The organism is Megasphaera sp. SW808 (assembly GCF_012027795.1).
In the GTDB taxonomy this organism is placed as follows: domain Bacteria; phylum Bacillota; class Negativicutes; order Veillonellales; family Megasphaeraceae; genus Megasphaera; species Megasphaera stantonii.
This window is the reverse complement of record NZ_SJOT01000004.1, coordinates 12,543-38,621: the sequence shown is the minus strand read 5'-3', so window position 1 is coordinate 38,621 and position 26,079 is coordinate 12,543. Positions and strand designations below refer to the sequence as shown.

Genomic DNA, 26,079 nt, shown 5'->3' with positions numbered 1-26,079 from the left:
TATGGAGCAGCGGATTCCGCCGCAGAACGTAGAAGCGGAGCAGGCCGTGCTCGGCGCGATGATGCTGGAGCACAACGCCGTCGTAGCCGCTATGGAAAAGCTGCGGCCCGGCGATTTTTACAGGGAAGTGCATCGGACGATTTTCGAAGCCATGGAGCACCTGCACCATGACAACAAGGAAGTCGATGTCATTACCCTGCCGGAAGAGCTGCGGCGCATGAAGAAGCTCGACGACGTCGGCGGCCTGGAGTACATCCTCAGCCTGCCGAACCTGGTCGCGACGGCCGCGAATATCGAATATCACGCCAATATCGTGGCGGAAAAGGCCCTGGCCCGCAATATTATTACGACGTGCACCGAATTGACCTCGGAGGCTTACGACGGCGAGAAAGAGCCGGAGGATTTGCTGGACGACGCCGAACGGCGTATCTTACAGATTTCCGAGAGCAAGCGGCGGGGAGACTTCGCGCCTGTCGGCGTCGTCGTCGAAGAAACGCTGGACAAGATCACCAAGCTGTACGAAAATAAGGCGGGCATTACGGGCCTGCCTACGGGATTTCGCGATTTAGACCGCCTGACGTCGGGGCTGCAGCCGTCAGATTTAATCCTCGTCGCGGCTCGTCCGAGCATGGGGAAGACGGCCTTTACCCTGAATATCGCCCAGAACGTAGGCGTAAAGCAGCATAAGACCGTGGCCTTCTTTTCCTTGGAAATGTCTCAGGAGCAGCTCGTACAGCGTCTGCTGTGCCAAATCGCCCACATCGATTCGCAGAAGCTGCGCACGGGCCAGCTCAACAGCGACGATGAGTGGACGAAGCTGACCGATGCCTGTGATAAATTGTATCAGGCGCCTATTTACATCGACGATACGCCGGGCATTTCCGTGACGGAGATGCGCTCCAAGGCCCGCCGTCTCAAGGCGGAGCACGGTCTGGACCTGATCATCGTCGACTATCTGCAGCTCATGCAGGGGCGCAACTCCGAAAGCCGCCAGCAGGAAATTTCCGAAATTTCCCGTTCGCTGAAGGCTCTGGCCCGGGAGCTCAAGGTGCCTCTCATCGCCCTGTCGCAGCTCAGCCGAAGCGTAGAAAGCCGGCAGGATAAGCGGCCTATGCTCAGCGACCTGCGCGAATCGGGCGCGCTGGAACAGGACGCCGATATCGTGTCGTTTTTATATCGCGAAGATTATTATGATAAGGAAACGGAAAATCAGCATATTACGGAAATCATACTGGCCAAGCACCGCAACGGCCCCGTCGGTTCTGTAAAGCTGTACTTCAAGGGCGAATATACCTTATTCTTGAATTTGGATACGACCCATGAAGACCGTTTGTAATGCGTAAGGGATAGAGAGCTGTCGCTCTTGCGTCCCTTATTTTTGTATAGAGGAGGCCCTATGGAAAAGCAGAAAAAAATCCGCATTGCCGGCGTCGTTGCGGCAGTGCTGTTTATCGCCGTTGCCGCGGCCGGCTCCCTGTCCCGCTCGGACAGCGTGCGGAAGCTGTATCAGGAGCCGCGCGTAGCCGTTATCCGCGTCAATGGTCCGATTGTCGGCGGCGATGACGCCGATATGGCTTGGGGAAGCCCGTCTTCGACGACGTCGGGCGCACTGATGCGCCAGTTCCGCAAGGCCAGGCAGGATGACAGCGTACAGGCCGTGCTGCTGCGCGTCAACAGCCCCGGCGGCAGCGCGGCGGCGACGCAGGAAGCGGCGGCAGAGCTGCAGAAGCTGAAGGATTCCGGCAAGCCCGTCGTCGTATCCATGGGCGATACGGCCGCGTCGGGGGCCTACTGGCTGGCGGCTTACGGAGATAAAATATACGCCAATCCTTCGACGATTACGGGAAGCATTGGCGTGTATATGTCGTATTATGATGTGCAGGGCCTGAGCGAAAAGCTGGGCGTACGGGAAGAAAAAATCAAATCCGGACCCCATAAGGATATTTTTTCGCCCTTCCGTCCGATGACCGAGGAGGAACGGCAGCTGACCCAGAATATGGTCGACGACATGTATGAGCAGTTTGTCGCTGTCGTGGCCGAGCAGCGCCATATGGACAGCGAAAAGGCGCGGTCCCTGGCTGACGGCCGGGTATTTACGGGCGTACAGGCGAAGGAGGCAGGCCTCGTCGACGAGCTGGGGAATTATTACGACGCCTTAGGTTATGCAGGGACATTGATTCACGCCAATTCGGACAAGGTGGCGACGGTGACATACGACGACGCCTTCTCCTGGGAGCAGCTGGTGTCCGGAAAGATAACAGCGTCTTCTCTGGCCGAAGGGCTGTATGAAGCCGGACAGAGAATTCCCTTCCCCCTTATGATATGGAAAGGAGCGCGTCAGCAATGAGATATTACCTTGAAGAAGCCTTAGCCCTGGCCTACGGCATCGTCGTATCGCCTAAGGAAACGCTGGCCGTCATCGTTCCGGAGCAGCGCTTTCGCGAAGGCGTCGTCGTATGGTCCCTTTCGGTGCTGCTTTCGGTCGTGTCCGTATGGGCGCAGTGGCAGGATGCGGCAGTGTGGACGGCTGTGGCCATGTACGGCGGAGCGGCCTTCTGTTTTGCCGCGCGCATCTTGCTGTATCATGGAGCCGCCCGCCTTCTCGGGCGAAACGGGTCTATGAAAAGCCTGGCCGCGGCCCTCTGCTTTACGGAAATCCCCCTCAATTTAGCGACATTAGCCGGCAGCTTCGTATTCGTAGCGCCGGAGCTGCTGGTGCAGGCCGTGTCGCTGGCGGCAGGCGTCTGGGCCCTGGTATTGGACGTATGGGCCGTCAAAGAAACGTACGCCATGGGGACGGGACGAAGTATTGCCGTTCTGCTGCTGCCCCTGGCTGCCGTGGCCGTCTTGGCTGCCGTCGTCTTGTTATACGTCGTCTTTGCCGTCGTTTCGATTTTTAGTTGACGCGGCGTCCGGCTTAGCCGCATATTCCAGATTGCGGAGCAGCACCTTTTTGCCGCGCCAGGCGAAGGCCCGGTCGCCGAAGGCCTGCTGGAACTGTTTGTTGGACAGCGATTCGATATCCGAAGGGCAAAGCTGGGACAGGCGGTTCCGGTAAAATTCCGGAAGAGGCGTCGCCTTGGCGCCGGCATTGTGGGGACACGATTCCTGACAGACGTCGCAGCCGAAGATGAGCGGCGTTTTTTCTATACATCGTATTTCAGGCAGCGTAAGGCTGCCTTTTTTTTGCGTAATATACGATTTGCAGCGGCTGTAATCGTACGCGCCGCCGGCAAAGCATTGTCCCGGACAGGCCGACTGGCAGGCGCCGCAATGGCGGCATTCCTTTGGCAGGGGCTGGTCCGGCGCAAAGGGAAGGGACGTGAGGATGCTGCCGATAAAGACATAGGAGCCGTACGTATCGTTGATGAGACAGCGATTGTCTCCGAAAAATCCCAAGCCGGCCTGATAGGCCAGCCAGCGGTCTGACAACGGGGACGTATCGACGATGCAGTGCTGCTCGCTGCCGGGGTATTGCCGCTGCAGATATGCGGCGATTTGATCTAAATAGGCGCCGACGACGGCATGATAGTCTGCGCTCCGGCAATAGAGGGAGAGATTGGCCTGTTCTGTCTGCGCCGTGTAATAGGGAACTAAGACGACGATGACGGAACGGCACGACGGGAGAAGGCGACGCGGCTCGTATCGCTCGTCTCCTGTGCCGGCGGCCAGCGGGCACGGCGGTTCTTCAGCATAGGGCGGCCGGGGCAGATCGGCCGGGGCGACGCCGGCGCAGTCCAACCCAAGGGCGGCGGCAAACCGTTTTATATCTGTGCTGTCTATCATATAAAAATATCCTCCAAAATTTTTGAACTTATCTCTTGCTTTTTTCTATAGAGTATAGTATACTATCCAAGTCAGCGGTTTTAAAGACTTCTTTAAAAGAAAAGCTTTTGAAGAAAGAAAAAACTTCTGAAAAATGTCTTGACAGAATCGAGATTATCCAGTATAATCAATTACGTTCTGTGAGACAGGACATGCCGACATAGCTCAATTGGCAGAGCAACTGACTTGTAATCAGTAGGTTGTAGGTTCAAGTCCTATTGTCGGCTCCAGGTATGGTGGGGTTCCCGAGTGGCTAAAGGGAGCAGACTGTAAATCTGCCGGCGACTGCCTTCGAAGGTTCGAATCCTTCCCCCACCACCATATCATCGCGGGGTGGAGCAGTTGGTAGCTCGTCGGGCTCATAACCCGAAGGTCGTAGGTTCAAGTCCTGCCCCCGCTACCAAATTTTTACTGCAAGGCAGTAAAGAAAAACTGTATATGTGCTTTGAACGGTGTAAGCTGTTGTAGCTCAGTCGGTAGAGCGTATCCTTGGTAAGGATAAGGTCACCGGTTCAATCCCGGTCAATAGCTCCAAACATGGCGGCTTAGCTCAGTTGGCTAGAGCATGCGGTTCATACCCGCAGTGTCCAGAGTTCGAATCTCCGAGCCGCCACCACATTTATAACCTCGTTTTACGAGGTTATTTCTATATGCAATACTATTTTTTTCTGAAAACAGAGCAAAAATAGATATTGTGTGATAGAATACAATATAGATGGTAAATTTTTTCCTAAAGGAGGAAATCAGTAAAATGGCAAAAGAACATTACGAAAGAACCAAACCCCATGTTAACATCGGCACGATTGGTCACGTTGACCATGGCAAAACGACGTTGACGGCTGCTATTACGAAAGTATTGTCCGAAAAAGGCTATGCTAAATTCGAAGACTATGCCGATATCGATAAGGCTCCGGAAGAACGCGAACGCGGCATTACGATCAACACGGCTCACGTTGAATATGAAACGGACAACCGTCACTATGCTCACGTTGACTGCCCGGGCCACGCCGACTATGTTAAGAACATGATCACCGGCGCTGCTCAGATGGACGGCGCTATCCTCGTCGTAAGCGCAGCTGACGGCCCGATGCCCCAGACTCGCGAACACATCCTGTTAGCCCGTCAGGTAGGCGTACCGGCTATCGTCGTATACCTCAACAAAGCCGACCAGGTTGACGACCCCGAACTGATCGAACTCGTAGAAATGGAAGTCCGCGACCTCCTGAGCTCCTACGATTTCCCCGGCGACGATGTACCTATCGTCGTAGGCTCTGCACTGAAAGCCCTCGAAGGTGACGAAGAAGCAAAACAGTCTATCCTCAAACTGATGGACGAAGTAGACGCATACATCCCGACGCCGGATCGTCCGACGGACAAACCGTTCCTGATGCCTGTTGAAGACGTATTCACGATTACGGGCCGCGGCACCGTAGCAACGGGCCGTGTAGAACGCGGTACGGTTAAAGTAGGCGACGCAGTCGAAATCGTAGGCTTGTCCGACGAACCGAAACAGACCGTCGTAACGGGCGTAGAAATGTTCCGTAAGCTCCTCGACCTGGCAGAAGCCGGCGACAACATCGGCGCGCTGCTCCGCGGCATCGACCGTAAGGAAATTGAACGCGGCCAGGTATTGGCAAAACCGGGTTCGATTCATCCGCACACGACGTTCAAAGCGCAGGTATACGTTTTGACGAAGGACGAAGGCGGCCGTCATACGCCGTTCTTCAACGGCTACCGTCCGCAGTTCTACTTCCGCACGACGGACGTAACGGGCGTTATCAAACTGCCGGAAGGCACGGAAATGTGCATGCCTGGCGATAACGTAAAGATGGACGTAGAACTGATTACGCCGATCGCTATTGAACCGGGCCTCCGCTTCGCTATCCGCGAAGGCGGCCGTACGGTAGGTGCAGGCGTCGTATCCGAAATCGAAGCATAATTCGCCTAAGATCACGAACTGACTGAAATATAGAAAGAGCTGCAAGCATTGACTTGCGGCTCTTTTTTAAATATCTTACAAAAATTTATGCAATATACTTGCATATTATTCCAAATGGGTGTATACTAACACCCGTAGACAAGAATAGCAGTTACAGTATGTATGTTGCATAGAGGAGGAAGTTATCATGAGTGAAATCAAAAAAATTGTCTTAGCCTATTCCGGTGGTTTGGATACGTCCGTCATTATTCCCTGGTTGAAAGAAAATTATTCCGGCGCGGAAGTCATCGCGGCCTGCGCCGACGTAGGGCAGCCCGACGACTTTGAAGCTATTGAAAAGAAAGCTTACGCTTCCGGCGCTTCCAAAGTATACATCATGGATATTAAAAAGGAATTCCTGGAAGAATATGTTTGGCCGACAGTAAAAGCCGGCGCCGTATATGAAGGCAAATATCTGTTAGGTACGTCCTTCGCCCGGCCTCTCATTTCCAAGAAGCTCGTCGAAATCGCCAAGCAGGAAGGCGCCGACGCCATCGCTCACGGCGCGACCGGCAAGGGCAACGACCAGGTTCGGTTCGAATTGACCGTAAAGGCCCTGGCTCCGGAAATAAAGCTCATTGCTCCCTGGAGAATGTGGGATATGAAATCCCGTGAAGACGAATTGGTTTACGCTGAAAAACACGGCGTGCCCATCGATTATAAATCGGAAGAAAATCCCTATCCGTACAGCATGGACTGGAATATCTGGCATCTGAGCCACGAAGGCGACGATTTGGAAAATCCGGCCAACGCACCGAAGGATATGGTGTACATGGTCACGACGCCGCCGGAAAAAGCTCCCGACGTTCCCGAATACGTTACGATTGATTTCGAACAGGGCGTTCCCGTCGCCGTCAACGGCCAGAAGATGGGCGCCGTCGAACTCTTGACGGAACTCAACGCAATCGGCGCGAAAAACGGCGTCGGCATTGTCGATATCGTAGAAAACAGACTGGTCGGCATGAAGAGCCGCGGTATTTATGAAAACCCCGGCGGAGCGATTATCATGTACGCGCACAGAGAATTGGAATACCTGTGCTTAGACCGGGATACGTATCACTATAAAGAAAAGGTCGCCAACGAATACGCCGAACTCGTATACGACGGCAAATGGTTCTCGCCGCTGCGGGAAGCGCTGGACGCTTTCGTCAACGAAACGCAGAAAACCGTTACAGGCACGGTTAAATTGAAACTTTATAAGGGCAACATCATGAGCGCCGGCTCTACGTCGCCGTATTCCCTGTACAGCGAAGAATACGTCACCTTCGGCGAAGACGACGTATACGATCAGACCGACGCGGAAGGCTTCATCAACCTCTTCGGCCTGCCGCTCAAGATGCGGGCCCTCATGAAGCAGCACGCAGAAAAAGCAGGAAAATAAGGAGAGACTAGTACTATGAAATTATGGGGCGGCCGGTTTACGAAGGCCACGGATAAAAGCGTAGAAGAGTTTAACGCCTCCATCCAGTTTGACTGCCGCATGTATGCGGAAGATATTTGCGGCAGCATCGCCCACGCGACGATGCTGGAACGGCAGGGCATTATTTCTTCGGCAGATAAGGATGCGATCGTAGCCGGTCTGAAAGCCATCTACGAGCAAATTGAACAAGGTGAATTTGAATTTTCCGTCGAGCTGGAAGACATTCATATGAATATCGAAAAGCGCCTGACCGACGCCATCGGCGAAGCGGGCAAACGGCTTCATACGGGCCGGAGCCGCAACGACCAGGTAGCGCTGGACACGCATATGTACGCGCGCCGGGAAATCGCCGCGATTGCGAAATTGATTATCCAGCTGCAGAAATCCATCGTCAAAGCGGCGGAGAAGTACGGCGACGTCATCATGCCGGGCTATACCCATCTGCAGCGGGCCCAGCCCATCTTGTTCAGTCATCACCTGATGGCCTATTTCTCCATGCTGTCCCGTGATTTTGCTCATTTGAAATACGCTTGGGATATGGCCGATATGATGCCTCTCGGCGCAGGCGCGCTGGCCGGCACGACGTATCCCCTGGATCAGCCCTTCGTGGCCCGTACGCTCCATTTTGGCAAGATTTACGACAACAGCCTCGATGCCGTCAGCGACCGGGACTACATCATCGCCTTTCTGGAATTTGCGGCCCAGCTCATGATGCATTTGAGCCGGCTGTCGGAGGAATTCATCCTCTGGTCGTCGTCGGAATTCAAGTTCATTGAATTGGACGATTCCCACTGCACTGGTTCCTCCATTATGCCGCAGAAGAAGAACCCCGATATCTGCGAGCTCGTCCGCGGCAAGACGGGCCGGTTCTACGGCCATCTCATGGGTGTGCTGACGATGATGAAGGGGATTCCCATGGCCTACGACAAGGACATGCAGGAAGATAAGGAAGGCTTGTTTGACGCCGTCGACAACCTGAAATTTGCCCTTACGATTTACGCCGCCATGATCGACAAGATGACGGTCAACGGGCAGCATATGCGCGACGTATTGGAAAGCGATTTTTCCAACGCAACGGACATGGCCGACTATTTGGCCAAAAAGGGACTGCCCTTCCGCGAAGCCCACGCCGTCGTCGGCAAGGCCGTTCATTACTGCATCGAGCAGGGGAAGGTGCTGCAGCAGCTCACGCTGGACGAACTGCAGTCCATGAGCCCCCTCTTTGCCGAAGACATTCACCACTTCTTGGACATCGAAACGTGCGTAAACCAGCGCAATACGTATAACGGCACGTCTCCGGCCTCGGTAAAGCGCCAGTGCGAAGCCGGCCGCGGAGCCATCGCCGCTGAGGAAGAAACAGCTTCGCTGTGGAACGATACGGTAGCTTCGGTGTACGAGTTGTTGAAATAATAAAACAAGATATGACAAAAGGCCATCGCTTGGTGCGGTGGCCTTTTTGCTGTGCGGTGAATCTTAGTTGTCTTTTTGTTCTGTTTTCTGGACATATACGACGCGCTGCGGGTAAGGGATTTCGATGCCGTTGGCGTCGAAGGCGTCTTTTACGGCCGACATGATGTCGTACGTCGTGGGGATGACGTCCTGGCGTCGTACCTTGGGATAGGCGGCGATGCGGACGGAGTTGTCGGCGAATTCTTTAATGCCGATTTCCAACGTGTCGTTGTTGAGAATTCGCGAGTCTCTGGCAAATATATCCTTCAAGACGGCGATGGCCTTGTGATGGTCATTATTGTAGCTGATGTCGAAGAGGAAGGGAATAAACCGTTCGTCCAAATAGGAGCTGTTCGTGACCTGGGAAGAGGTGATGAGCGAGTTGGGGATGAATACGGTTTTGTTGTCCTTGGTGATAATGGCCGTATTCAGCACCTGGATCGCCTTGATGCTTCCTTCGACGCCGCTGATACTGACCCAGTCCCCGGACTTAAAGGGCTTAAAAATGAGGATGAGCAGGCCTGAGGCGAAGTTTGACAGGTTGTTCTGCAGGGCCAGGCCTACGGCTAAGCCGAAGGCGCCGAAGACGGCGATAAAGGATGTCGTCGGTACGCCGAGCTTGTTGACGGCGGACAGGACGACGAGGGCCATGACGGCGTAATAAATGATCTGGCTGACGAAGGTGATGACGGTGTGGTCGTAGTTGGCGTGGGTCATCATGCGCACGGCGATGTTTTTCAGCAGCTTGGCAATATACCGGCCAATGATAAAGATGACGATAGCAAATAGAATGTCCGGCCCGCGGTCAATCAGCAGATTTGTAATGCGGTCCAGCATGGTCACGCCCTGGGCGACCTGTTCTTTTACGTCTTGGGCGACGGCAGCCGTCGCGGTGGCAGTAGATGTATTCATAATCCAATCCTTTCTTAAAACAGAAGTCCTTTGACGGCGCCGCAGTACGCCGTTACGGTTCATTATACAGGATTCGCCTGATTTTTGTAATCCCATGGGGGTATATATCATACAAAAATAGGCAAGTACGAGTGAGATGCCTGTCTATGTCAAGATATCATTTGCGTATGACCACTAGTATCTGGTATACTGTATATGTGTAAAATTAATATTATATCTAATAATGGCGATAATGTAAATGTTTTTTTCGATTTTTTTGGAGGTAGAGCCATGGATGGAGCGGAACGGTTTGTAGGATGCATGTTGGGCGGCGCGGCAGGCGATGCGTTAGGGTATCTCATCGAATATGTCGATTTGAAGACGATTCATAAGAAGTACGGTCCCTATGGGCTGCGGACCGTATTGAAATTGGAAGCGAACGGCAAGCGGGGCATTATTTCCGACGACACGCAGCTGGCCTTGTTTACGGCCGATGGACTGCTCTGGGCCAAGCACGACGGCCTCGCGCCGGAAGAAGGGCTGTACCGGTCTTACATGCGCTGGTATTATACCCAGACCGAGCGGATTATCCGGCCGGAACAGGCACGATGGATGAAAAAGCAGGCTCATGAAGAGTCGTTTGGATACGACCTCATGGGCGAACCGCTGTTGTTTGCCCGCCGGGCTCCCGGCAAGGCCTGCCTGATTGCCCTGGCGTCAGGGCTGCGCTTTACGAAGGAAAAAAAGGCCAATGCCTGCAAGAGCAGCGCCGTCCTGCGGACCGGCCCCGTCGGATTGTTTTATGCCGGCGACGCCGATGCGGCCTTTGCCGTAGGCTGCCGGGCGGCGCTGCTGACACACGGCGGCGCAACGGCTTATTTAGCGGCGGGAACGTTCAGTGCTGTTATTTCGCTGCTGGCTGCCGGAAAGACGTTGGGGCAGGCTATTGCCGGTGCTTTTGAGCGGCTGCAGCAGGAAGAAGGCGGCGTCGAATTATGGAAGACCTTGCAGACGGCCGTTGACGAAGCCATGAGCGACAGAAACCCCGTGCGGTCCATGAAGAAGCTCGGCCTGGGATGGAATGCCGACGAAGCCCTGGCCCTGTCCTTATACTGCGTCATGAAGACGAGCTCCCTGAAGGACGCCGTCATCATGGCCTGCAATCAGGACGGCGACAGCGATACGTGCGGCGCCGTCAGCGGCAGCATCGCCGGCGCGCTGTACGGCGCGAAGGACGTGCCTAAAAACTGGCTGACCCACATGGAATGCCTGGATCTCCTGCAAGGGCTGGCGAAGAACTTATACGAACAGGGCCTCGGCTCTGTTGCGGTAAACCCTGAAGAAAAGGACGAGTAAACGTACATATTGACATCCTTCCCAATGTACGTATAATGAAACGTAAGACTGCGTCGATGCAACAACCATTGCGTTGACGGGAACTGCACGCTGTTGGCAGGAAGGAGCGGAACGTATGATAGAATCAATTGACCGGGCGCTGGCAATCCTTCAACTCTTTTTACAGGAAGAAGCGCCTCTGAGCCTTACGCAGATCAGCAAAAAGATGGGAATGCACAAGAGCACCGTGAGCCGGACCCTGGATACGCTGGAAGGGCGGGACTTCGTGCGCCGCGACGGCGAAACGGGACTGTACTGGCTGGGCCTTCAGGTGTACTCCCTGGGCATGCTGTTCCGCGAAAAGGAATCCTTTCAAAAGGTCGCCTACCCCTATGCGAAGGCCCTGGCCCTTCAATGCAAGGAAAGCGTCCACATGACGACCTTCGTCCAGTCCGACGCGCCGTATCCGCAGCACGTCATCCTGGAAAAAATCAAATCGCCCCAGACCGTCGACATGGCGCCTCCTATCGGCGCGATCCGGCCCAGCTACTGCGCGGCGTCGGGAAAATGCCTGCTGGCCTTTTCCGAATCGTACTGCCGCCGGTACGAAGGATGCAAGTTGAAGAAATTTACGGAGTACACGATTACCGACTGGGACGAGCTGCTGAAGGAGCTGGAAGCGATTCGGCGCAACGGCTACGCCATCGAGCGGGAGGAAGTCGAACTGGGCATGACCTGCATTGCCGCGCCTATTTTTTCAAATCACGAAATCATCGCCGCCATCAGCGTGTCCGGCCCGGTGTCCCGCGTGACGGAAGACATGCAGGAGCAGATTATTCAGGCCGTCAAGAAAACGGCCGCCGAGATTACCCAAGCCCTGCACTAATATGTGTTATGTGAATTATTTGCTATACGATGTATGCTATAAAAGAATACGCAATATGTATTGGACGAAATGAAATTTTATGGTAGAATGGAGTGTGGATAAAGGGGCAGCCGCGCCAGTGTGTCTGTTTTGGGCCGTATGAAAATCCGTTTATTCTTGCGGCGGCAAAGCGGTGTGGGAGCATATTGACGGCGACTGCTCAAGAGTTGAGGCGAAAGAGACATGAACAGCATGATACATGAAGCAGCGGAGCCGGCAGTTCGCGTCAGGCATCCGTACAAGACAAGAGAAGGCGGGGCGACGGTGACGGTATTTGTGCCGTATAACTGCCGCAATCACTGCCCGTTCTGCATTAATAAAGAAGAATATTCCGATATGACGGGGTTTTCGGCGGAAAAAATCTGCGAAAGCATCGCCCGCATGGACGCCATCACGCCGTACTGCGATTTTGTGTTTACCGGGGGCGAGCCCTTCGCAGACCTGGATTCGCTGCAGCATATGCTCGACTGCATTCCCCGTACGCATAAGGTATATATCAATACGACGCTGCCTGTGTCGGAGTTTCAGACCGAAGACGATATTATCGCCTTTACGCAGCGCAATAAGGACAAGATTACCTGCATCAACGTGTCGCGCCACATGCAGCACTATGTCGTAGAATCGAACGACGAATTGCTGGGGCGCCTGGCCGTGCCGTTCCGAATCAACTGCGTGCTGTATAAAAACTATCCGGCCCGCGATTTGATCCCGTATTTGGAACGGTTTCATGCCATTCCCGGCGCGTCGATCCAATTCCGTTTCGACTATACGGAAACGACGCCGGAAAACCTGTACGACGAAAAGAACGACAAAATTCTTCACGATTTGAAGTACATCGCCCGCTATACGGGGCTGGACGGCTGCCGTATGCGCTGCGGCTTCCATTTCGATTACAAGGGGATGGAGCTGACCTATCACAAGACCCTTCCGTACAGCACTATTGTGGAACGGGATGAAAGGGACGGCGTGACCTACGATATCCTGTACGATATCCTGATCAAGCAGAATGGCGACATCCACTCCGATTGGGACGGAACGATGATGGACGTAGACGCATACCGCCGCGTCGTGTTTGAACCGTACGATTTGAAGTGGCTGTATCGGGAAGAACGGCGGCGCGCGCCGTTTCTGAAATCAGCCTGCGCGGCTATATAATTGCATAATAAACTGGAAGATCCGGCAGAGGCGAATCGCTTTGCCGGACTTTTTTTGCATGGGCATTTCGGTTTTATGCGTGCAGAAAATATGATACAATAATTGAAAATGTAATTTCAGAGTGCACAGTGGAAGGGAGGAGTTGCCGTGGCGCTGACTGTTTTGTTTGGCAAGGGCCGAAGCGGAAAAACGGAATATTGCTTTTCGCAGATGAGGGCCGAAGCGGCCCAAGGCCGCCGCACGCTTCTCATCGTGCCTGATCAGGCGTCGTATAATGCGGAGCGGCGGTTTGCTGAGTCGCTGCCGGAAAAGGGCTTTATGGGGACGCAGATCGTCGGGTTTTCGCGGCTGGCCTACCGCGTGTTTCAGGAAAAGGGCAAGGACTGCGCCTTCGTATCGGAATTGGCGCAGAAGCTTATCTTGCAGCGGCTGCTGCGTCGGCACGCAGATGAGTTTACGGTGCTGCAGACGGCGGCGCGGCAGGACAATTTCGTAGAAACAGCCGGCCGGTTTATCGGCGAGTGCCGTTCCTTCTGCATCGGTCCCGATATGCTGCGCCATGCCGCGTCCCTGCTGGGCAGCCAGACCTTGAGCCGTAAGCTCATGGATATTGCCCTGCTGTACCAGGGATATACGGCCTATTTAGAGGAACGGTTCGGCAGCGCCGACGATACGATGACCGTATTGGCAAGGGAAATTCCTTCGTATTCCTTTTTGCAGGGCGCTTACGTATGGGTTGACGGGTTCCAGTGGTTTACGCCGCGGCAGCTGGAAGTGTTGCGGGCCATCGAACAGGCGGCGGCTCAGGTCACGATTACCCTGACTATGGATCCGGACCGCGTTGAGGCGCAGCGTCGGGAAACGGCCCTGTTCCACCGGCCCTATGCCGTGTATAAGGAGCTGCGCCGCATATTTCCGCATCTGGAGGTACGGCGCGTCGCCGGGACTGACGGAGGCGGCCTTTCTGTATTTTTGAATGAGTTCTTCCGTCCCGTGCCGCCAGTCCAGGCTGAGGCCGTCAAGGGCTTGACGCTGACGGAGTGCGGAAGCCGGATGCTGGAGCTCGACGCGGCGGCCCGACGCATTCAGGCCTTGTGCCGACGGGGATACCGCTACCGCGATTTTCTTATTTTAGCGCGGACCGGCGAGTCCTATTACCATATTGCCGAGGAAATATTCGCCAAATACGGCATTCCCTTTTTCAGCGATTACCGGCGTCCCATGACGTCCCATCCGGCGGCGGAGGCCATTTCCTCCCTGCTGGAGGTGTTTACGTCCCGCTGGGCCCACGAGCCGTTGTTTCAGCTGCTGAAAACGGATTTGTTCCCCATCAGCCGGCGCGATGCCGACGATTTGGAAAACTATTGCCTGGCCTACGGCATCCGGGGCTATCATTGGCTGGCCGGCGAGGACTGGCAGTACGGAAGGAGCCGCTATATCGAAGAAGGGCATGGCGTAGACGAAGGCGAAGAAGAAACGATACGGCGGATCAATGATATTCGCCGCTCCGTATGGGACGCCCTGCAGCCGTGCTGGGAAGAGGCGCAGGAAGACCATTCCCTGGCAGACTGGTGCACGCTGCTGTACCGATGGCTGTATGACCTGGGCGTTCCCCAGTCGCTGCAGCAGTGGAAGCGGGACGATGAAGGGGCTGGCCGGGCTGCCGAAGGAAAGGAACATGAGCAGGTTTGGAAGCGCATCGTCGCCTTCCTCCATGAAATCGTCCGCGTGTGCGGCGACGACGTCGTGCCGCTGCAGGAGTTTTCCCAGATCGTAAGGGACGGGCTAGAGCAGCTGAAATTCAGTTTAATTCCGCCGACGCTGGATCATGTTACGTTTACGTCGGTCGAACGGGGCTACAACATGCAGGCCCGCGTCGTCTTCCTCTGCGGCCTGAACGACGGCGTGTTTCCCCAGCGCACGAGCGAAGAGGGAATGCTGAACGACGCCGAGCGGCGGAAGCTGGAGGCCTTGGGCGTCCGGCTCGGACCGGACAGCCGGTTCCGTTCGTTCCAGGAAAAATTCCTCTTTTATCTGGCTGCCGGCCGGGCCGGAGAGCAGCTGCACCTGTCGTATATTCTGGCCGGCGACGACGGCGGGGCGATGGAGCCGTCGTCGTGGATTCGGCAGATAGAAGAAAAGGGCTATGTCGAGGTTGTCGGCCATGAAACGGGGATGATTGAAGGGGGACGCGAGGCCGAGTTCATTACGTCCCTTCCGGCGGCCCTGTCCTGGCTGCCCGTCATGCTGCGGCCTGCGTCAGAGGGCAAAGAAACAGACGACGTTTGGTGGGCCTTGTACGACTGGGCCTGCAGTCACGGCTGGAAAGAGCGGGCGGCGCAGGCCGTGCAGGGATTGTTTCACCGTAATCAGCCCCTGCGGCTGCCGGCGCCGCTCGTCAAGCGGCTGTACGCGCCCGACGGCGTCCTGCGGGGCTCCGTCACGAAATTCGAGCAGTACCGCAGCTGTCCCTTCGCCTATTTTGCCCGCTACGGCCTGCTGTTGGAAGAACGGCAAATGTATCACTTTTCCGCCCCCGATCTGGGCATGCTCGTCCACGGCGCGCTGCGCATTTTAGGCGAAGACCTGCTTCGCGAACACAAGCAGTGGCGCGACCTCCGAGCGGAAGACATTCCGGCCGCGTGCCGCCAGGCTACGGAACGGCTCGCCCCGTATATACAGCACGACATCCTCATGTCCAACGCCTATTTCGCGCAGATCAAGGAACGCCTTATTCAAACCCTGGCCCGGACAGTGCGGCGTCTTTGCCAGTTCAGCGAGTCGTCCCAGTTTCATATGGAAGGGCTGGAAAAGGCCTTCGGCCGCAAGGGAAGTCCGTGGGAAGCCCTGCGCTTTACCTTGCCTGACGGCTTGGAAGTTGTCGTCACCGGGCAGATTGACCGCGTCGATTCCATGCGGGACGGCGATGCCAAATACGTCGTCGTCATCGACTATAAATCGGGGCGGAAGCAGCTCGATTTGAGCCAGGTATTCGTGGGCCTGGAGTTGCAGCTCCTGACGTACATGTACGTGGCGCTCCTGAACATGGGCGAAGACGCCGTGCCGGCGGCTATTTTGTACTGCTACGTCCGCAACGACAAGACGTCTCTGGATCATGTGGCCGACGAAGAGGAAAAGAAGACCTTATACGATAAAAAAAGCCGCCTCAGCGGATATTATCTCGACGACAGTCAGGTCATGACGGCCCTGGACACGTCGATGGAAGGCTATTCGGAATTTTTGAATTTACGGTTAAAAAAAGACGGCACCTTGAGCAACGTATCCCATACGATGTACGATGAAGCGGGATGGCAGAAGCTGCTGACGCTGGCCGTTGCGCGGATTCGCGAAATCGCCGGCCGCATAGACAGCGGCGACATCGCCGTGCGGCCTATTTTATTGGGGCAGGCCAGCCCGTGCCGCTATTGCCCCTATCACGCCGTCTGCCGGTTTGACGCGCAGTTGCCTGACAACGGCTACGACGTCGTGACGATACGTAAAGAGGATTTGCTGGAAAAATTGGACAAAGGAGGGAGCGAACATGGCGTGGACACCGGAACAGCAGGCGGCCATTGACAGCCGGGGGCAGACACTGCTGCTGTCTGCCGCGGCCGGCTCGGGCAAGACGGCCGTTCTCGTAGAGCGAATTATCCGCCGGCTCCTCGACAAGGACGACCCCGTCGACATAACGGAGCTGCTGGTCGTGACGTTTACAAAGGCGGCGGCGGCGGAAATGCGGGAACGCGTAGGAGCGGCCCTGGCTCAGGTATTGGCCGACACGGGCGATGCGGCTGTAGAGCGCCAGCTGGCGCTGCTGCCGTCGGCCCACATATCGACGCTTCATTCCTTCTGTCAGGACGTCATACGCAAGTATTTCTATACCATCGATATAGGCCCGCGCGTGACTATTGCCGGCGAGGAAGAACTGCGCCTGCTGCGCAAGGGCGTGCTGGAAGCTGTGTTTTTATCGTATTATGAAGACGAAGAGAAAGCGCCCTTTCTCTATCCGCTGGCAGATATGTTCGGCAATGACCGGGGAGACGACGCGCTCATGGATACGGTCAGCCGCATGTACGACTATTCGCGCAGCATGCCCTGGCCCCGGAAATGGCTGGACGATGCGGCCGAAGCCTATGACGTGCCTGACGGCGCGTCTATCGACGAAATGGCTTGGTGCGATCCCGTCAAAAAGCTGGTGCGGAGCAGCGTAGAGGAACAGCTCGGACGGTACGAAGTCCTCTTAGGCGAAATGAAGGCCCGTCCAGCCTTTGCCGGCCCGTACGCCGATTTCGCCGCCGAAGCCGATTCGCTGCGGCGCGTGCTGGAGCGCACCTCTTGGGACGATATGCGGAAGGCCGTCATGGCCGTAGAATTTCCCCGCTTAAAGGGGCTGCGCAAGCTGTCTGACGAAGATAAGGCCTTCTGGGAGCAGTGCAAGGCCGTGCGCAGCGACGTGAAAAAGGAAATTGCCGAAGGCCTTCAGACGCCCTACTTTTCCGTTACATCCGACGTCTGGCTGGACGGCGTGAGAGCGATGGCGCCGGTCATGAAAGGGCTGGTGCGGCTGACGGCTGATTTCGCCGAGGCCTATGGGGCGGCGAAAAAGGAAAAGGGCTGGATCGATTTCAGTGATTTGGAACATTTCTGCCTGCAGCTTCTCCTGTCGCCGCAGTCGGATCCGGATCATCCCGTGCCTTCGGCGGCAGCAGAAGAACTGCGCCAGACCTATAAGGAAGTGCTCATCGACGAATATCAGGATACGAACGGCGTGCAGGAACTGATTACGACTTTGATTTCCTGCGGCGACAACCGCTTCATGGTCGGCGATATCAAGCAGAGCATCTATCGCTTCCGCCTGGCGGACCCAACGCTGTTTCTGGAAAAATACAGGTCTTTTAGCCGCGATGGCGACGCCGTGCAGCGCTGTATCGACTTGGGGAGGAACTTCCGCAGCGCCCCGAATATCCTCGACGCCGTCAACGAAGTGTTCACCAGGACGATGACCGAGGAAGCTGCCGGCATGGGCTATGGCGAACGGGAACGGCTCTATGCCGGACGAACCGCCCCGGAAGACGAACGCTGGGTCGGCGGTCCTGTCGAGGTGCATATCGTCGATACGGCGCGGGACGACGCGCCGGCAGATGAAGAGACGCCGGAACGGGACATGACGGCCTTTGAGCAGGAATGCCAGGTCATTGCCGAATCGATTTGCCGGCTGAAGGAACAGGGAAAGATGGCCGCCCGCAAGGACGGCACGCTGGAGCCTCTGGCCTATCGTCATATCGTCGTGCTCCTGCGGTCCATGGCCGGGAAGGCGGACGTGCTGCTCCGCGTCCTGCAGGCTCATGGCATTCCGGCTTATGCGGAACAGAACGGCGGCTATTTTGCGGCCATAGAGGTACAGACCGTCTTGTCGCTTCTGCGCTGCATCGACAATCCTGAACAGGATTTGCCCATGGCGGCGGTCCTGCGCTCTCCCATCGCGGCGATGGACGAGCCGTCGCTGGCTGAGCTGCGCCTGGCCGGCGAGCAGTCCCTGTGGCGGAACCTGCCGGCATACGCCGCATCCTTGGAAGAGGGAGAAGAAAAGGAACGATTGCTGGGCTTCTGCGCCAAGCTGCAGGCCTGGCGGACGTACAGCCGCCGGCACGGCGTGGCGGAAACATTGCAGGAATTGTATCGTGATACAGGCTACTACGACTACGTCGGCGGCATGCCCGGCGGCGCCGTCCGGCAGGCCAATCTGCAGGCCCTGTACGACAGGGCGCGGCAGTATGAGGCTTCGGGCTTCCGCGGGATATTCCGCTACCTGCGCCTCATCGACAAGATGAAGGAAGACGGGCTGGACCTGGCTCCGGCCAAGGTGCTGAGCGAACGGGAAGACGTAGTGCGCGTCATGAGCATCCACAAGAGCAAGGGGCTGGAATTTCCCGTCGTCATTGCCGCCGATATGGGCAAGGCCTTCAACCGCCAGGACATGCATTCCCTCATCTTGTTTCACAATACCCTGGGAATCGGCCTGAAGCAGTACGACGCCCAGTGGCGCATGGCCTATCCGACGCTTTTATGGAACGGCATCTGCGCGCAGATCGGCTGGGAAAGCACGGCTGAGGAAGAACGGGTTCTCTACGTGGCCATGACGAGGGCCAGGGATAAATTAATCCTTACGGGCCATACGTCTCACTTGGAGCGGGACTGGCAGCGCTGGCGCGGCCAGGTCAATCCGGCCCGGGCCCGTTCGTATTTCGACTGGGTGCTTCCCGGCGTCGCGTCGCGGCCGGAAAGCGAGGCCTGGCTCCTGGGCGGCGTGCCGTCGTGGCAGAGCGGGCTGTGGCAGGTAACGATTCATAGCCGTGTCGGCGCGGCTGCGGCCGATGCAGGGGAGCAGGCGGAAGAACCGCGCCTGGCCCGGCTGAAGGAGGGGCTGCCGACGGGAACGGCGGCGCCCCTGTGGATGGAACAAGCTCTGACGTGGACTTACGGCTACCCGGCGGCGACGGAGACGGCGGCTAAATTTTCCGTATCAGAAATCAAGCGGCAGTATAATCTCCGTTATGCCGAAGCAATGGAGGAAGAACAGCCGCCGGCTTCCCCACTGGCCGGCATCGCCGAGGACGAAGATGCCTTCGGCCCGACGCCGCCCTGGCTTGCGGAACAAGACGGCAGCGCCGGCGGCGCATGGCGAGGAACAGTTATGCATAAGGTCATGCAGTATATTCAGCTGACGCCGGATATGACCGACGGGGATATACGGCGGCAGATGGCGTCGTGGCGCGCCGACGGGCTGTTTTCCGAAGAAGAGCTGAAGCTCGTTTTCGTGCCGTCTGTACGGCGCTTCTGCAGCTCCCCTCTGGGACGGAGCATGGCCCTGTCTCCCGACGTGCGGCGCGAATATCCGTTCAGCGTGCTCCTGCCCGGCGGCGGGTATTTGCCGGCCCTGGAGGAGGGAGAGCGGGTCCTCGTGCAGGGGGTCGTCGACTGCCTGTTTTGGCAGGACGGCCAATGGGTCCTCGTCGACTATAAGACGGACCGCCTGCCCGATGAAGAGGCCTTTCGGCGGCGCTACGCCGTGCAGCTGGCTTTGTATCGACAGGCTGCCTCGCAGGTCCTCGGTGCTCCCGTCGACAACGCGTACATATACAGCTTTTATTTAGATAGAGAAATTGCCTTTCAAGTTTAAATTTTATCCATATAGGTAAGCAGTACAAGGAGGTATAGTATGGGAGTTTTTGATGTAGTCGGTCCGGTTATGATCGGTCCGTCCAGTTCTCACACTGCCGGCGCGGCCCGCATTGGCCTCATGGCTCGGGAAATCCTGAAGGATGAGCCTGTAGAAGCCGTGATTACCTTATACGGGTCTTTTGCCAAGACGTATAAGGGCCACGGCACGGATAAGGCCCTGGTTGCCGGATTATTAGGCTTTTCAGCCGACGACGTCCGCCTGCGTACGTCCTTCGACCTGGCCGCCCAACAGGGAATGAACGTCGTATTTCAACGCTCGGAAGCGGAGGTAGACCATCCCAACACGGTGCGCATTGCCATGACGGGAAAGACGGGAAAGAAGATGGAAGTACTGGGCGTATCCCTCGGCGGCGGCAAAATGGAAATCCGCGAGATCAACGGCGCCGGCGTCCTGCTCAGCGGCGAAGAGCATACGCTGATTACGGTGCATCGCGATAAGCCCGGCGTCATCGCCCAGGCTACGACGATTTTAGCTATCGGTCATATTAACGTATCGAATATGCGCGTATTCCGCAGCGCTAAAAATGCGTCGGCCGTCATGATTGTCTGCACGGACAGTCCGGTTCCGCAGGAAATGGTCAGCATGATTAAGAATATTTCCGGAATTGAAAGCGTCGTCACGCTGCTGCCGTTATAGGAGGACAGGATATGTACCAGTATGAATATAAAACCCTTCACGAACTGATGGACGCGGCGGCAACGCACAACCTGTCGTTGTCGGAAGTCGTCGTGCGCCACGAAATGGAAACGTCGGAACAGACGGAAGAAGCCGTACGCAGCCGCATGGAAGGCCGGCTGGCCGTATTTAAAGAATCTATCGACGCCGGCTTGAACGATACGGAAAAATCCGTAAGCGGCCTCGTCGGCGGCGACGCCGATAAGCTCTTGAAAGCGGCGCCGAAGCTGTTGGGGCCGCTGGCGAAAAAAGCGGCCGTCTACGCCTTGGCGGTCAGCGAAGCTAACGCCAAGATGTTTAAAATCGTCGCCTGCCCGACGGCAGGGTCCTGCGGCATCGTGCCGGCCGTCATGACGGCCGTGGCCGAAGAACTGGACGTCGATACGGAAACGAGCGTCAACGCCCTGTTTACGGCTGCCGGCGTCGGCGCCGTCGTATCGCGCAACGCCTCCGTGGCCGGCGCTGTCGGCGGCTGTCAGGCTGAATGCGGCACGGCTGCCGCTATGGCCGCTGCTGCTGCTGCTGAAATGGCTGGCGGGACGAACGACCAGATACTGCAGGCCTTTGCCCTCTGCATGAAAAATACGCTGGGACTGGCCTGTGACCCCGTAGCCGGACTAGTAGAGGTTCCCTGCGTCAAGCGCAACGCCTGCTATGCGATCCTGGCGATTACGGCGGCCGAAATGGCCCTGGCCGGCGTGCGCAGCGTTATCCCGCCTGACGAAGTCATCGAAGCGATGAATGAAATCGGCCGGATGATGCCCGTCGCGCTGAAGGAAACGTCCGACGGCGGCCTGGCTAAGACGGCGACAGGCAAGGCCATTGCCGAACGCTTGGAACGGTCTATGGCCGAATAAAGGAATGGGGATATAAAAAATCGTCCTCGCGGCGGTAGGTTTTTTCCTTACGGGGGATTCCGGTAAGGAGAAATCGTATTGCGCGGGGACGATTTTTTTATACTTGCCCGCCCAAGATACGGCGCAGATCTGGACGAAGGGCGGGGAAGGGGACGACTGGTTCGGGGACGGCCGGATGATCGCCGAGAAATTTTTCCATCCAGGCGACATTGTACCAGCGGCTGAATTTATAGCCGCAGCTGTGAAAGATTCCGACCATGGCGTATCCTATATGAGCGTGGAACTGGACGCTGTTTTGCGTTACGTATTCGTCGTCGGCGTCGGGACAGGTGATGCAGGCGTTTAAATTAACGATGTGCTGGGCCTTTGAAACGGCTTCGAGCGCTTCATACAGCTTTCTGCCGATTCCTTGGCGGCGATAGTCCCGGCGTATGTACAGCGACGTTTCGGCGGACCAGTCGTAGGCGGCGCGGCCGGAAAAGGGACCGGTATAGGCGTAGCCTGCAGGGCGTCCTCGATGCTCGGCGACGAGATAGGGGTATTTAGTCAGCGTTACGGCGATTCTGCCCGTAAATTCTTCCAGGCTGGGAACGGCGTATTCGAAGGTGATGGCAGTATGCCGCACATAGGGCGCATAAATCGCCAGAAGGGCCGCGCCGTCTGCCGGCGAAGCCGCGCGGATGATGATGTCGTCTTGGTTCATGAGAGCCTCCCGTGTTGTTGATTGAAGGGATTATCGGGGAAATATAAAACGAGCTGCCGCAGCAGCCAAGGGCGTACTTGCAGCAGCTCGTCAGAGGGGGAATGAGCGTGGGTTATACTTATTTTTGAGCCATTGCGGCGCGAACGGCGCCGCCGCTTTTTTCATATACGTTTACGCGGCTTTGGGCGAAGGCCGGATGGCCTTCCAGGCGGCGGTAAATCGTACGGCACAAGCCTGCTGAAATCGGCGTATCTTTAGGCTGGTTCATAAAAGCGATAAGCAATTCAGATTCGAATTGACTCAGCTCTACACATCGTGTTTTCATAGCGTCATCCCTTTGCGTAAATAAATTTTGTTAGCCTGCGGCGTAAGTATTCATTGTCATTTTACTATATTTCCCGTCGTTTTACAAGGGAATTGTGGACTAAGCACAGCGTATTGTTATGTACTCTCCCTATTTTATGGAGCGGTAAAACGTGGTACAATAGGAACGTCATACGCTAAACTAAGGAAGTGTTTTTTATGATGCAGCATATACTGGCTGTGGCCGTCGGCGGCGGCATCGGAGCTGCCCTGCGGTATGCCGTCACGCTCCTCGCCAACGCTCACGGCGGCGTCGTCTTCCCTTATGGGACCGTTTTGGTCAATATCATAGGCTCCTTTCTCATTGGCCTGCTCATGATGTATTTTCAGGCCCAGGCCGACTTGCCGCCGTCGGTGAAGCTCTTTGCCGTTACAGGCGTCCTCGGCGGCTTTACGACCTTTTCCACCTTTAATATGGAATTGCTGACCTTTATCCGGGCCGGCGAGATGGGCTTTGCCCTGCTGTACGGCGGCCTGAACGTCGTCGGCGCGTTTTTATTCTGCTGGCTGGGATTGGCGGCGGGGTCGGCGCTGTGGTGAGAAAGCAGGATTTATTTGCCGCTGCGGACGGTAAGCTCTAAAATATCAGGCCGCGCATAGTGGCCGACGCCGTCGAATTCCATGTGGCTCATCGGCACGGCGTCCATGTCGAGGTCGGCGTAGATGATGGCTTCCTGATTCCATACGGGCTCGGTGACGCAGTGGCCGTATGGATCGATAATGCAGCTGCCGCCGATGCATGTTTCGTCTTTCAGCCTGGCGATTTCATCTTTCGCCAACAGCGTGTCAGGATACATGGCCTTCGTAAAGTACTGGTCGGCGTTGATGACGTAGCAGTGCCCTTCGATGGCGATATGCCGTATCGTGTCCTGCCATTCGGGATTGTCGTTGGTATTGGGGGCAAGGTACAGGGAGACGCCTTGCTGATACAGGGCAACGCGGGCCAGGGGCATGTAATTTTCCCAGCAGATGAGGGTGCCCATGGGGCCCCACGGCGTGTCCGTGATGGGGAAATACGTGTCAGGGTCGTGTGAATCAGCCCAAATATACCGTTCCGCTCCCGTCGGCTTTATCTTGCGGTGCTTTGCGGCGATCTTGCCGTCGGGGGAAAAGACGAGGTTCGTGCAGTACAGGGAATAATTCGTGCCGTCCCGCTCCGTAATGCCGATGCTGACGTAGGCGCCCGCTTCTTTGGCGGCCTTGCCGATGCGGTCGGTGTCGGCACTGGGGACGACGACGGAATTATCGTAGTATATTTTCCAGTCCCTGCGGCCGTCTTCAGACCGGCTGCCGACGTTGAAGCCGAAGGTCAGCCCGTAGGGATAGCAGGGAACTAGGGATTCGGGGAAGACGATGAGTTCGGCGCCGTGCCTTCCCGCTTCGGCGATTTGGCTTACGACCTTGTCGAGTGTCGCGTCCTTGTCAAACATGACCGGCGACGCCTGCACGACGGCGACGCGCAGATTTTTTTTTCAGTATTTTCATAGGTGTGGCCTCCTTTGCATGAATATAATCTGATTGTATCAATAAAAGGGCGGTTTGCGAAGAGGGGCCTTCGAGTTTGACGCGATTGCCCCCTTCCTATGTGGATATTATACATAGGATATAGGCGCCATTTATGCTATAATATGACTGAACTGGTGAGGAGGGATACAGTGCGCATAGATATACAACAACGACCTTCGCGATTTTTTGCCATGAACGACGCCGGCCCCATGCCGATCCGTCACGGCGAGTACGGCGAACAGGTGCAGGACTACTTTCATAAGCTGTTTCCCCACCGCGAATGGAAGGTTTTTTCCGACACGACGGCCAGTCCGATTCCCATCGGCGTGGAAATGCTGTACCCGACTGTAGAGGAGCCCTTTTATCTCCTTCACACGATAGGGATGAGCGCCGTTCCCATGCATTACCCGGCCGGCAGGCTGGAAATGGGCCATGAGGTGTACGGCGAGCTGTGTATGATTTTGCCGGCAGACTGGCCCTTCGGCAAGGGGAAGGACGTCGCCCTGACAGACGCTGCGGCCTGGCCGATTTGGATGCTCATGGAGCTGGGGCGCTTTCCTCACGTGCATCAAATCTGGATATCCTATGGGTTTATCCTGCCCAATACGGAGACGTGCGAGCCCTTTTCGCCTATGACGGACTTGTCCGGCGTCATCATCGTCCAGTTCGAAGGAGAGCTGGGAGCCCTGAACATGGCTGACGGCACGACGGTCGAGCTGCTCATGCCGATTCTGGCCTATAAGGAAGAACTGGATTTGTGTGATGAAATCGGTGTTGATGCCGTCATAGATGAAATTCTGGAAAGCAACAGGGGCTCCTTTGCCCTCGATGTCCGCCGCGCCAATGTGGCTGCCGGCGGCGCATATGAATAAAAAGATGATACAAACTGAATATATATAAATGAGAAAGGAGATGCACCCATTTTGGTTACGAGTGATACGATTGCAGTACCGCAGAGCCCGGAAGAGGCATATCAGGTATACCGAGACGCTGCTTCTGCCGTATTTTTGGCCGGCGCCCAAGGCTTAAAATACAAGAAAGACCATTACGGCCTTATCGTCGACTTATCGAAGGCCGGGCTGCGGTATATCCGCGACGCAGGCGATGAAGTGGCTATCGGGGCCATGACGACGCTGGCCGACTTGGAGAAATCGCCGGTCGTGCAGGCCATCGCCGGCGGCGCCATATGCCGGTGTATTCGGGATATCAAGAATTCCGACGAAAAGAAAGCGACGATTGGCGGAGTCGTGGCCGTAAAGGCTCCCTTTTCCGTCGTACTGCCCGTGCTGATGTCGCTGCGCGTCGACGTCGTCTTGGAAGGAAAGGGGCGCATGAATCTCGTCGACTATATTCCCTGCCCGCCGATGCGGGAGATGGTTTCGCAGGTCGTCATTGCAAAGGAAGAGGTATACACGGCCTTTGCGGCCTATCGCAAGCTGCCGACGGACGAACCGTACCTGACGGGAGCCGTAGCGGCCCTGGATGACGAATGGCGCGTCGTCGTAGGAGGCCGGCCCGGCGTCGCCGCCATTGCCGAAACAGCCAGCGCGGAGCTAACGGAAAAGGGAATGGCCGTACGGGAAAACGTGGCCCATTTGGCCAGCGAGGAATTGGACTTTGCCAATTACGGCACCTGTTCCGAGCAGGAACGGCGGAGCCTGACTGTCGACATGGTCCGCAAGCTGATTAAGGAAGCGTGGAAAGGCCGCAGCGCCCAGCTGCAGAAGGCCGGAAAAAGATAAAGAGCATCATTA

General features: G+C 56.3%; 21 protein-coding genes and 5 tRNA genes. 21 read left to right on the top strand and 5 right to left on the bottom strand.

Features of this window, described 5'->3' with window-relative positions:
- Position 1: 1 nt before the first annotated feature.
- From dnaB to E0L13_RS02485, 3 genes are read left to right on the top strand one after another with little or no spacing between them, the layout of a single operon-like run.
- Positions 2–1,336 (top strand): replicative DNA helicase, encoded by a 1,335-nt coding sequence (dnaB, locus tag E0L13_RS02495; RefSeq protein ID WP_087477825.1) that lies wholly within the window; start codon positions 2–4, stop codon positions 1,334–1,336.
- A gap of 60 nt (positions 1,337–1,396) precedes the next feature.
- Positions 1,397–2,347, top strand: coding sequence for a signal peptide peptidase SppA (gene sppA / locus E0L13_RS02490; protein WP_168060055.1), 951 nt, complete (start codon positions 1,397–1,399; stop codon positions 2,345–2,347).
- On the top strand, positions 2,344–2,904 hold the full coding sequence (locus E0L13_RS02485; RefSeq protein WP_168060053.1) for a YIP1 family protein: 561 nt from the start codon (positions 2,344–2,346) through the stop codon (positions 2,902–2,904). Before sppA ends, E0L13_RS02485 begins: the two co-directional genes overlap by 4 nt.
- On the opposite strand, the gene E0L13_RS02480 is transcribed toward E0L13_RS02485, so the two are convergent.
- Positions 2,866–3,786, bottom strand: a complete 921-nt coding sequence (locus E0L13_RS02480) for a QueG-associated DUF1730 domain-containing protein (protein ID WP_206081476.1) — start codon at positions 3,784–3,786, stop codon at positions 2,866–2,868. The genes E0L13_RS02485 and E0L13_RS02480 overlap by 39 nt on opposite strands.
- Before the next feature lie 193 nt (positions 3,787–3,979).
- On the opposite strand from E0L13_RS02480, the gene E0L13_RS02475 reads away from it, so the two are divergent.
- The 8 genes from E0L13_RS02475 (at position 3,980) to argH (ending at position 8,633) form a co-directional block, all read left to right on the top strand.
- Positions 3,980–4,055: transfer RNA gene (locus tag E0L13_RS02475), tRNA-Thr, on the top strand.
- Positions 4,056–4,060: 5 nt separating this feature from the next.
- Positions 4,061–4,146, top strand: a tRNA-Tyr gene (locus E0L13_RS02470).
- A gap of 6 nt (positions 4,147–4,152) precedes the next feature.
- A tRNA-Met gene (locus E0L13_RS02465) sits at positions 4,153–4,228 on the top strand.
- 55 nt (positions 4,229–4,283) lie between these two features.
- Positions 4,284–4,359, top strand: a tRNA-Thr gene (locus E0L13_RS02460).
- 5 nt (positions 4,360–4,364) lie between these two features.
- Positions 4,365–4,441 (top strand) — tRNA-Met (locus E0L13_RS02455).
- Positions 4,442–4,576: 135 nt separating this feature from the next.
- Entirely contained in the window at positions 4,577–5,764 is a 1,188-nt protein-coding gene (gene tuf, locus E0L13_RS02450; RefSeq protein ID WP_168060051.1) for an elongation factor Tu, read from the top strand.
- Positions 5,765–5,951: 187 nt separating this feature from the next.
- The gene (locus E0L13_RS02445; protein ID WP_168060049.1) at positions 5,952–7,184 is read left to right on the top strand and encodes an argininosuccinate synthase; all 1,233 of its coding nucleotides are present in this window, start codon (positions 5,952–5,954) and stop codon (positions 7,182–7,184) included.
- Positions 7,185–7,199: 15 nt separating this feature from the next.
- On the top strand, positions 7,200–8,633 hold the full coding sequence (gene argH, locus E0L13_RS02440; RefSeq protein WP_168060047.1) for an argininosuccinate lyase: 1,434 nt from the start codon (positions 7,200–7,202) through the stop codon (positions 8,631–8,633).
- Between the two features lie 63 nt (positions 8,634–8,696).
- Here argH and E0L13_RS02435 read toward each other — a convergent pair whose 3' ends face one another.
- Positions 8,697–9,584, bottom strand: a complete 888-nt coding sequence (locus tag E0L13_RS02435; protein ID WP_154876922.1) for a mechanosensitive ion channel domain-containing protein — start codon at positions 9,582–9,584, stop codon at positions 8,697–8,699.
- A gap of 270 nt (positions 9,585–9,854) precedes the next feature.
- Here E0L13_RS02435 and E0L13_RS02430 point away from each other — a divergent pair, with 270 nt between their 5' ends.
- From E0L13_RS02430 to sdaAA, 7 genes are all read left to right on the top strand, one after another.
- Positions 9,855–10,919 carry an ADP-ribosylglycohydrolase family protein gene (locus E0L13_RS02430; protein ID WP_168060045.1) on the top strand — a complete coding sequence of 355 codons (1,065 nt, stop codon included), beginning with the start codon at positions 9,855–9,857 and terminating at the stop codon, positions 10,917–10,919.
- 115 nt (positions 10,920–11,034) lie between these two features.
- Positions 11,035–11,784: an IclR family transcriptional regulator gene (locus E0L13_RS02425; protein ID WP_168060043.1), complete on the top strand. Its 750-nt coding sequence runs from the start codon at positions 11,035–11,037 to the stop codon at positions 11,782–11,784.
- A 222-nt stretch (positions 11,785–12,006) separates the two neighbouring features.
- Positions 12,007–12,978, top strand: a complete 972-nt coding sequence (locus E0L13_RS02420; protein WP_206081475.1) for a 4Fe-4S cluster-binding domain-containing protein — start codon at positions 12,007–12,009, stop codon at positions 12,976–12,978.
- A gap of 147 nt (positions 12,979–13,125) precedes the next feature.
- The gene (locus E0L13_RS02415) at positions 13,126–16,554 is read left to right on the top strand and encodes a PD-(D/E)XK nuclease family protein (protein WP_168060041.1); all 3,429 of its coding nucleotides are present in this window, start codon (positions 13,126–13,128) and stop codon (positions 16,552–16,554) included.
- Positions 16,520–20,158 carry a helicase-exonuclease AddAB subunit AddA gene (addA, locus tag E0L13_RS02410; protein WP_168060039.1) on the top strand — a complete coding sequence of 1,213 codons (3,639 nt, stop codon included), beginning with the start codon at positions 16,520–16,522 and terminating at the stop codon, positions 20,156–20,158. The genes E0L13_RS02415 and addA overlap by 35 nt, the downstream gene beginning before the upstream one ends.
- A gap of 39 nt (positions 20,159–20,197) precedes the next feature.
- A complete protein-coding gene (gene sdaAB, locus E0L13_RS02405; RefSeq protein WP_168060037.1) occupies positions 20,198–20,857 on the top strand; it encodes an L-serine ammonia-lyase, iron-sulfur-dependent subunit beta in 660 nt (219 codons plus the stop codon).
- Between the two features lie 11 nt (positions 20,858–20,868).
- Positions 20,869–21,753, top strand: a complete 885-nt coding sequence (gene sdaAA / locus E0L13_RS02400) for an L-serine ammonia-lyase, iron-sulfur-dependent, subunit alpha (protein ID WP_168060035.1) — start codon at positions 20,869–20,871, stop codon at positions 21,751–21,753.
- A gap of 97 nt (positions 21,754–21,850) precedes the next feature.
- Here the strand turns inward: sdaAA and E0L13_RS02395 are convergent, their stop codons facing one another.
- On the bottom strand, positions 21,851–22,456 hold the full coding sequence (locus tag E0L13_RS02395; protein WP_206081474.1) for a GNAT family N-acetyltransferase: 606 nt from the start codon (positions 22,454–22,456) through the stop codon (positions 21,851–21,853).
- 118 nt (positions 22,457–22,574) lie between these two features.
- Positions 22,575–22,781, bottom strand: a complete 207-nt coding sequence (locus E0L13_RS02390) for a hypothetical protein (protein WP_143747176.1) — start codon at positions 22,779–22,781, stop codon at positions 22,575–22,577.
- Between the two features lie 197 nt (positions 22,782–22,978).
- On the opposite strand from E0L13_RS02390, the gene crcB reads away from it, so the two are divergent.
- Complete coding sequence (gene crcB / locus E0L13_RS02385) at positions 22,979–23,359, top strand: fluoride efflux transporter CrcB (protein WP_240924636.1); 381 nt, start codon at positions 22,979–22,981, stop codon at positions 23,357–23,359.
- An 11-nt stretch (positions 23,360–23,370) separates the two neighbouring features.
- On the opposite strand, the gene E0L13_RS02380 is transcribed toward crcB, so the two are convergent.
- Entirely contained in the window at positions 23,371–24,249 is an 879-nt protein-coding gene (locus E0L13_RS02380) for a carbon-nitrogen hydrolase family protein (RefSeq protein WP_168060033.1), read from the bottom strand.
- Positions 24,250–24,474: 225 nt separating this feature from the next.
- Here E0L13_RS02380 and E0L13_RS02375 point away from each other — a divergent pair, with 225 nt between their 5' ends.
- Together E0L13_RS02375 and E0L13_RS02370 are read left to right on the top strand one after the other, a co-directional pair.
- On the top strand, positions 24,475–25,197 hold the full coding sequence (locus E0L13_RS02375) for a suppressor of fused domain protein (protein ID WP_346766156.1): 723 nt from the start codon (positions 24,475–24,477) through the stop codon (positions 25,195–25,197).
- 51 nt (positions 25,198–25,248) lie between these two features.
- Positions 25,249–26,067 (top strand): FAD binding domain-containing protein, encoded by an 819-nt coding sequence (locus E0L13_RS02370; RefSeq protein ID WP_095629952.1) that lies wholly within the window; start codon positions 25,249–25,251, stop codon positions 26,065–26,067.
- Positions 26,068–26,079 lie beyond the last annotated feature (12 nt).

Bases quoted from the DNA above. Each gene is read 5' to 3' on its own strand.
- E0L13_RS02480 (WP_206081476.1), bottom strand. From the start codon at position 3,786: ATGATAGACAGCACAGATATAAAACGGTTTGCCGCCGCCCTTGGGTTG.
- E0L13_RS02395 (WP_206081474.1), bottom strand. From the start codon at position 22,456: ATGAACCAAGACGACATCATCATCCGCGCGGCTTCGCCGGCAGACGGC.
- E0L13_RS02380 (WP_168060033.1), bottom strand. From the start codon at position 24,249: ATGTTTGACAAGGACGCGACACTCGACAAGGTCGTAAGCCAAATCGCC.
- sppA (WP_168060055.1), top strand. From the start codon at position 1,397: ATGGAAAAGCAGAAAAAAATCCGCATTGCCGGCGTCGTTGCGGCAGTG.
- E0L13_RS02445 (WP_168060049.1), top strand. From the start codon at position 5,952: ATGAGTGAAATCAAAAAAATTGTCTTAGCCTATTCCGGTGGTTTGGAT.
- tuf (WP_168060051.1), top strand. From the start codon at position 4,577: ATGGCAAAAGAACATTACGAAAGAACCAAACCCCATGTTAACATCGGC.
- E0L13_RS02425 (WP_168060043.1), top strand. From the start codon at position 11,035: ATGATAGAATCAATTGACCGGGCGCTGGCAATCCTTCAACTCTTTTTA.
- E0L13_RS02430 (WP_168060045.1), top strand. From the start codon at position 9,855: ATGGATGGAGCGGAACGGTTTGTAGGATGCATGTTGGGCGGCGCGGCA.
- sdaAA (WP_168060035.1), top strand. From the start codon at position 20,869: ATGTACCAGTATGAATATAAAACCCTTCACGAACTGATGGACGCGGCG.
- E0L13_RS02420 (WP_206081475.1), top strand. From the start codon at position 12,007: ATGAACAGCATGATACATGAAGCAGCGGAGCCGGCAGTTCGCGTCAGG.
- E0L13_RS02390 (WP_143747176.1), bottom strand. From the start codon at position 22,781: ATGAAAACACGATGTGTAGAGCTGAGTCAATTCGAATCTGAATTGCTT.
- E0L13_RS02435 (WP_154876922.1), bottom strand. From the start codon at position 9,584: ATGAATACATCTACTGCCACCGCGACGGCTGCCGTCGCCCAAGACGTA.
- dnaB (WP_087477825.1), top strand. From the start codon at position 2: ATGGAGCAGCGGATTCCGCCGCAGAACGTAGAAGCGGAGCAGGCCGTG.
- addA (WP_168060039.1), top strand. From the start codon at position 16,520: ATGGCGTGGACACCGGAACAGCAGGCGGCCATTGACAGCCGGGGGCAG.
- E0L13_RS02485 (WP_168060053.1), top strand. From the start codon at position 2,344: ATGAGATATTACCTTGAAGAAGCCTTAGCCCTGGCCTACGGCATCGTC.
- crcB (WP_240924636.1), top strand. From the start codon at position 22,979: ATGATGCAGCATATACTGGCTGTGGCCGTCGGCGGCGGCATCGGAGCT.
- sdaAB (WP_168060037.1), top strand. From the start codon at position 20,198: ATGGGAGTTTTTGATGTAGTCGGTCCGGTTATGATCGGTCCGTCCAGT.
- argH (WP_168060047.1), top strand. From the start codon at position 7,200: ATGAAATTATGGGGCGGCCGGTTTACGAAGGCCACGGATAAAAGCGTA.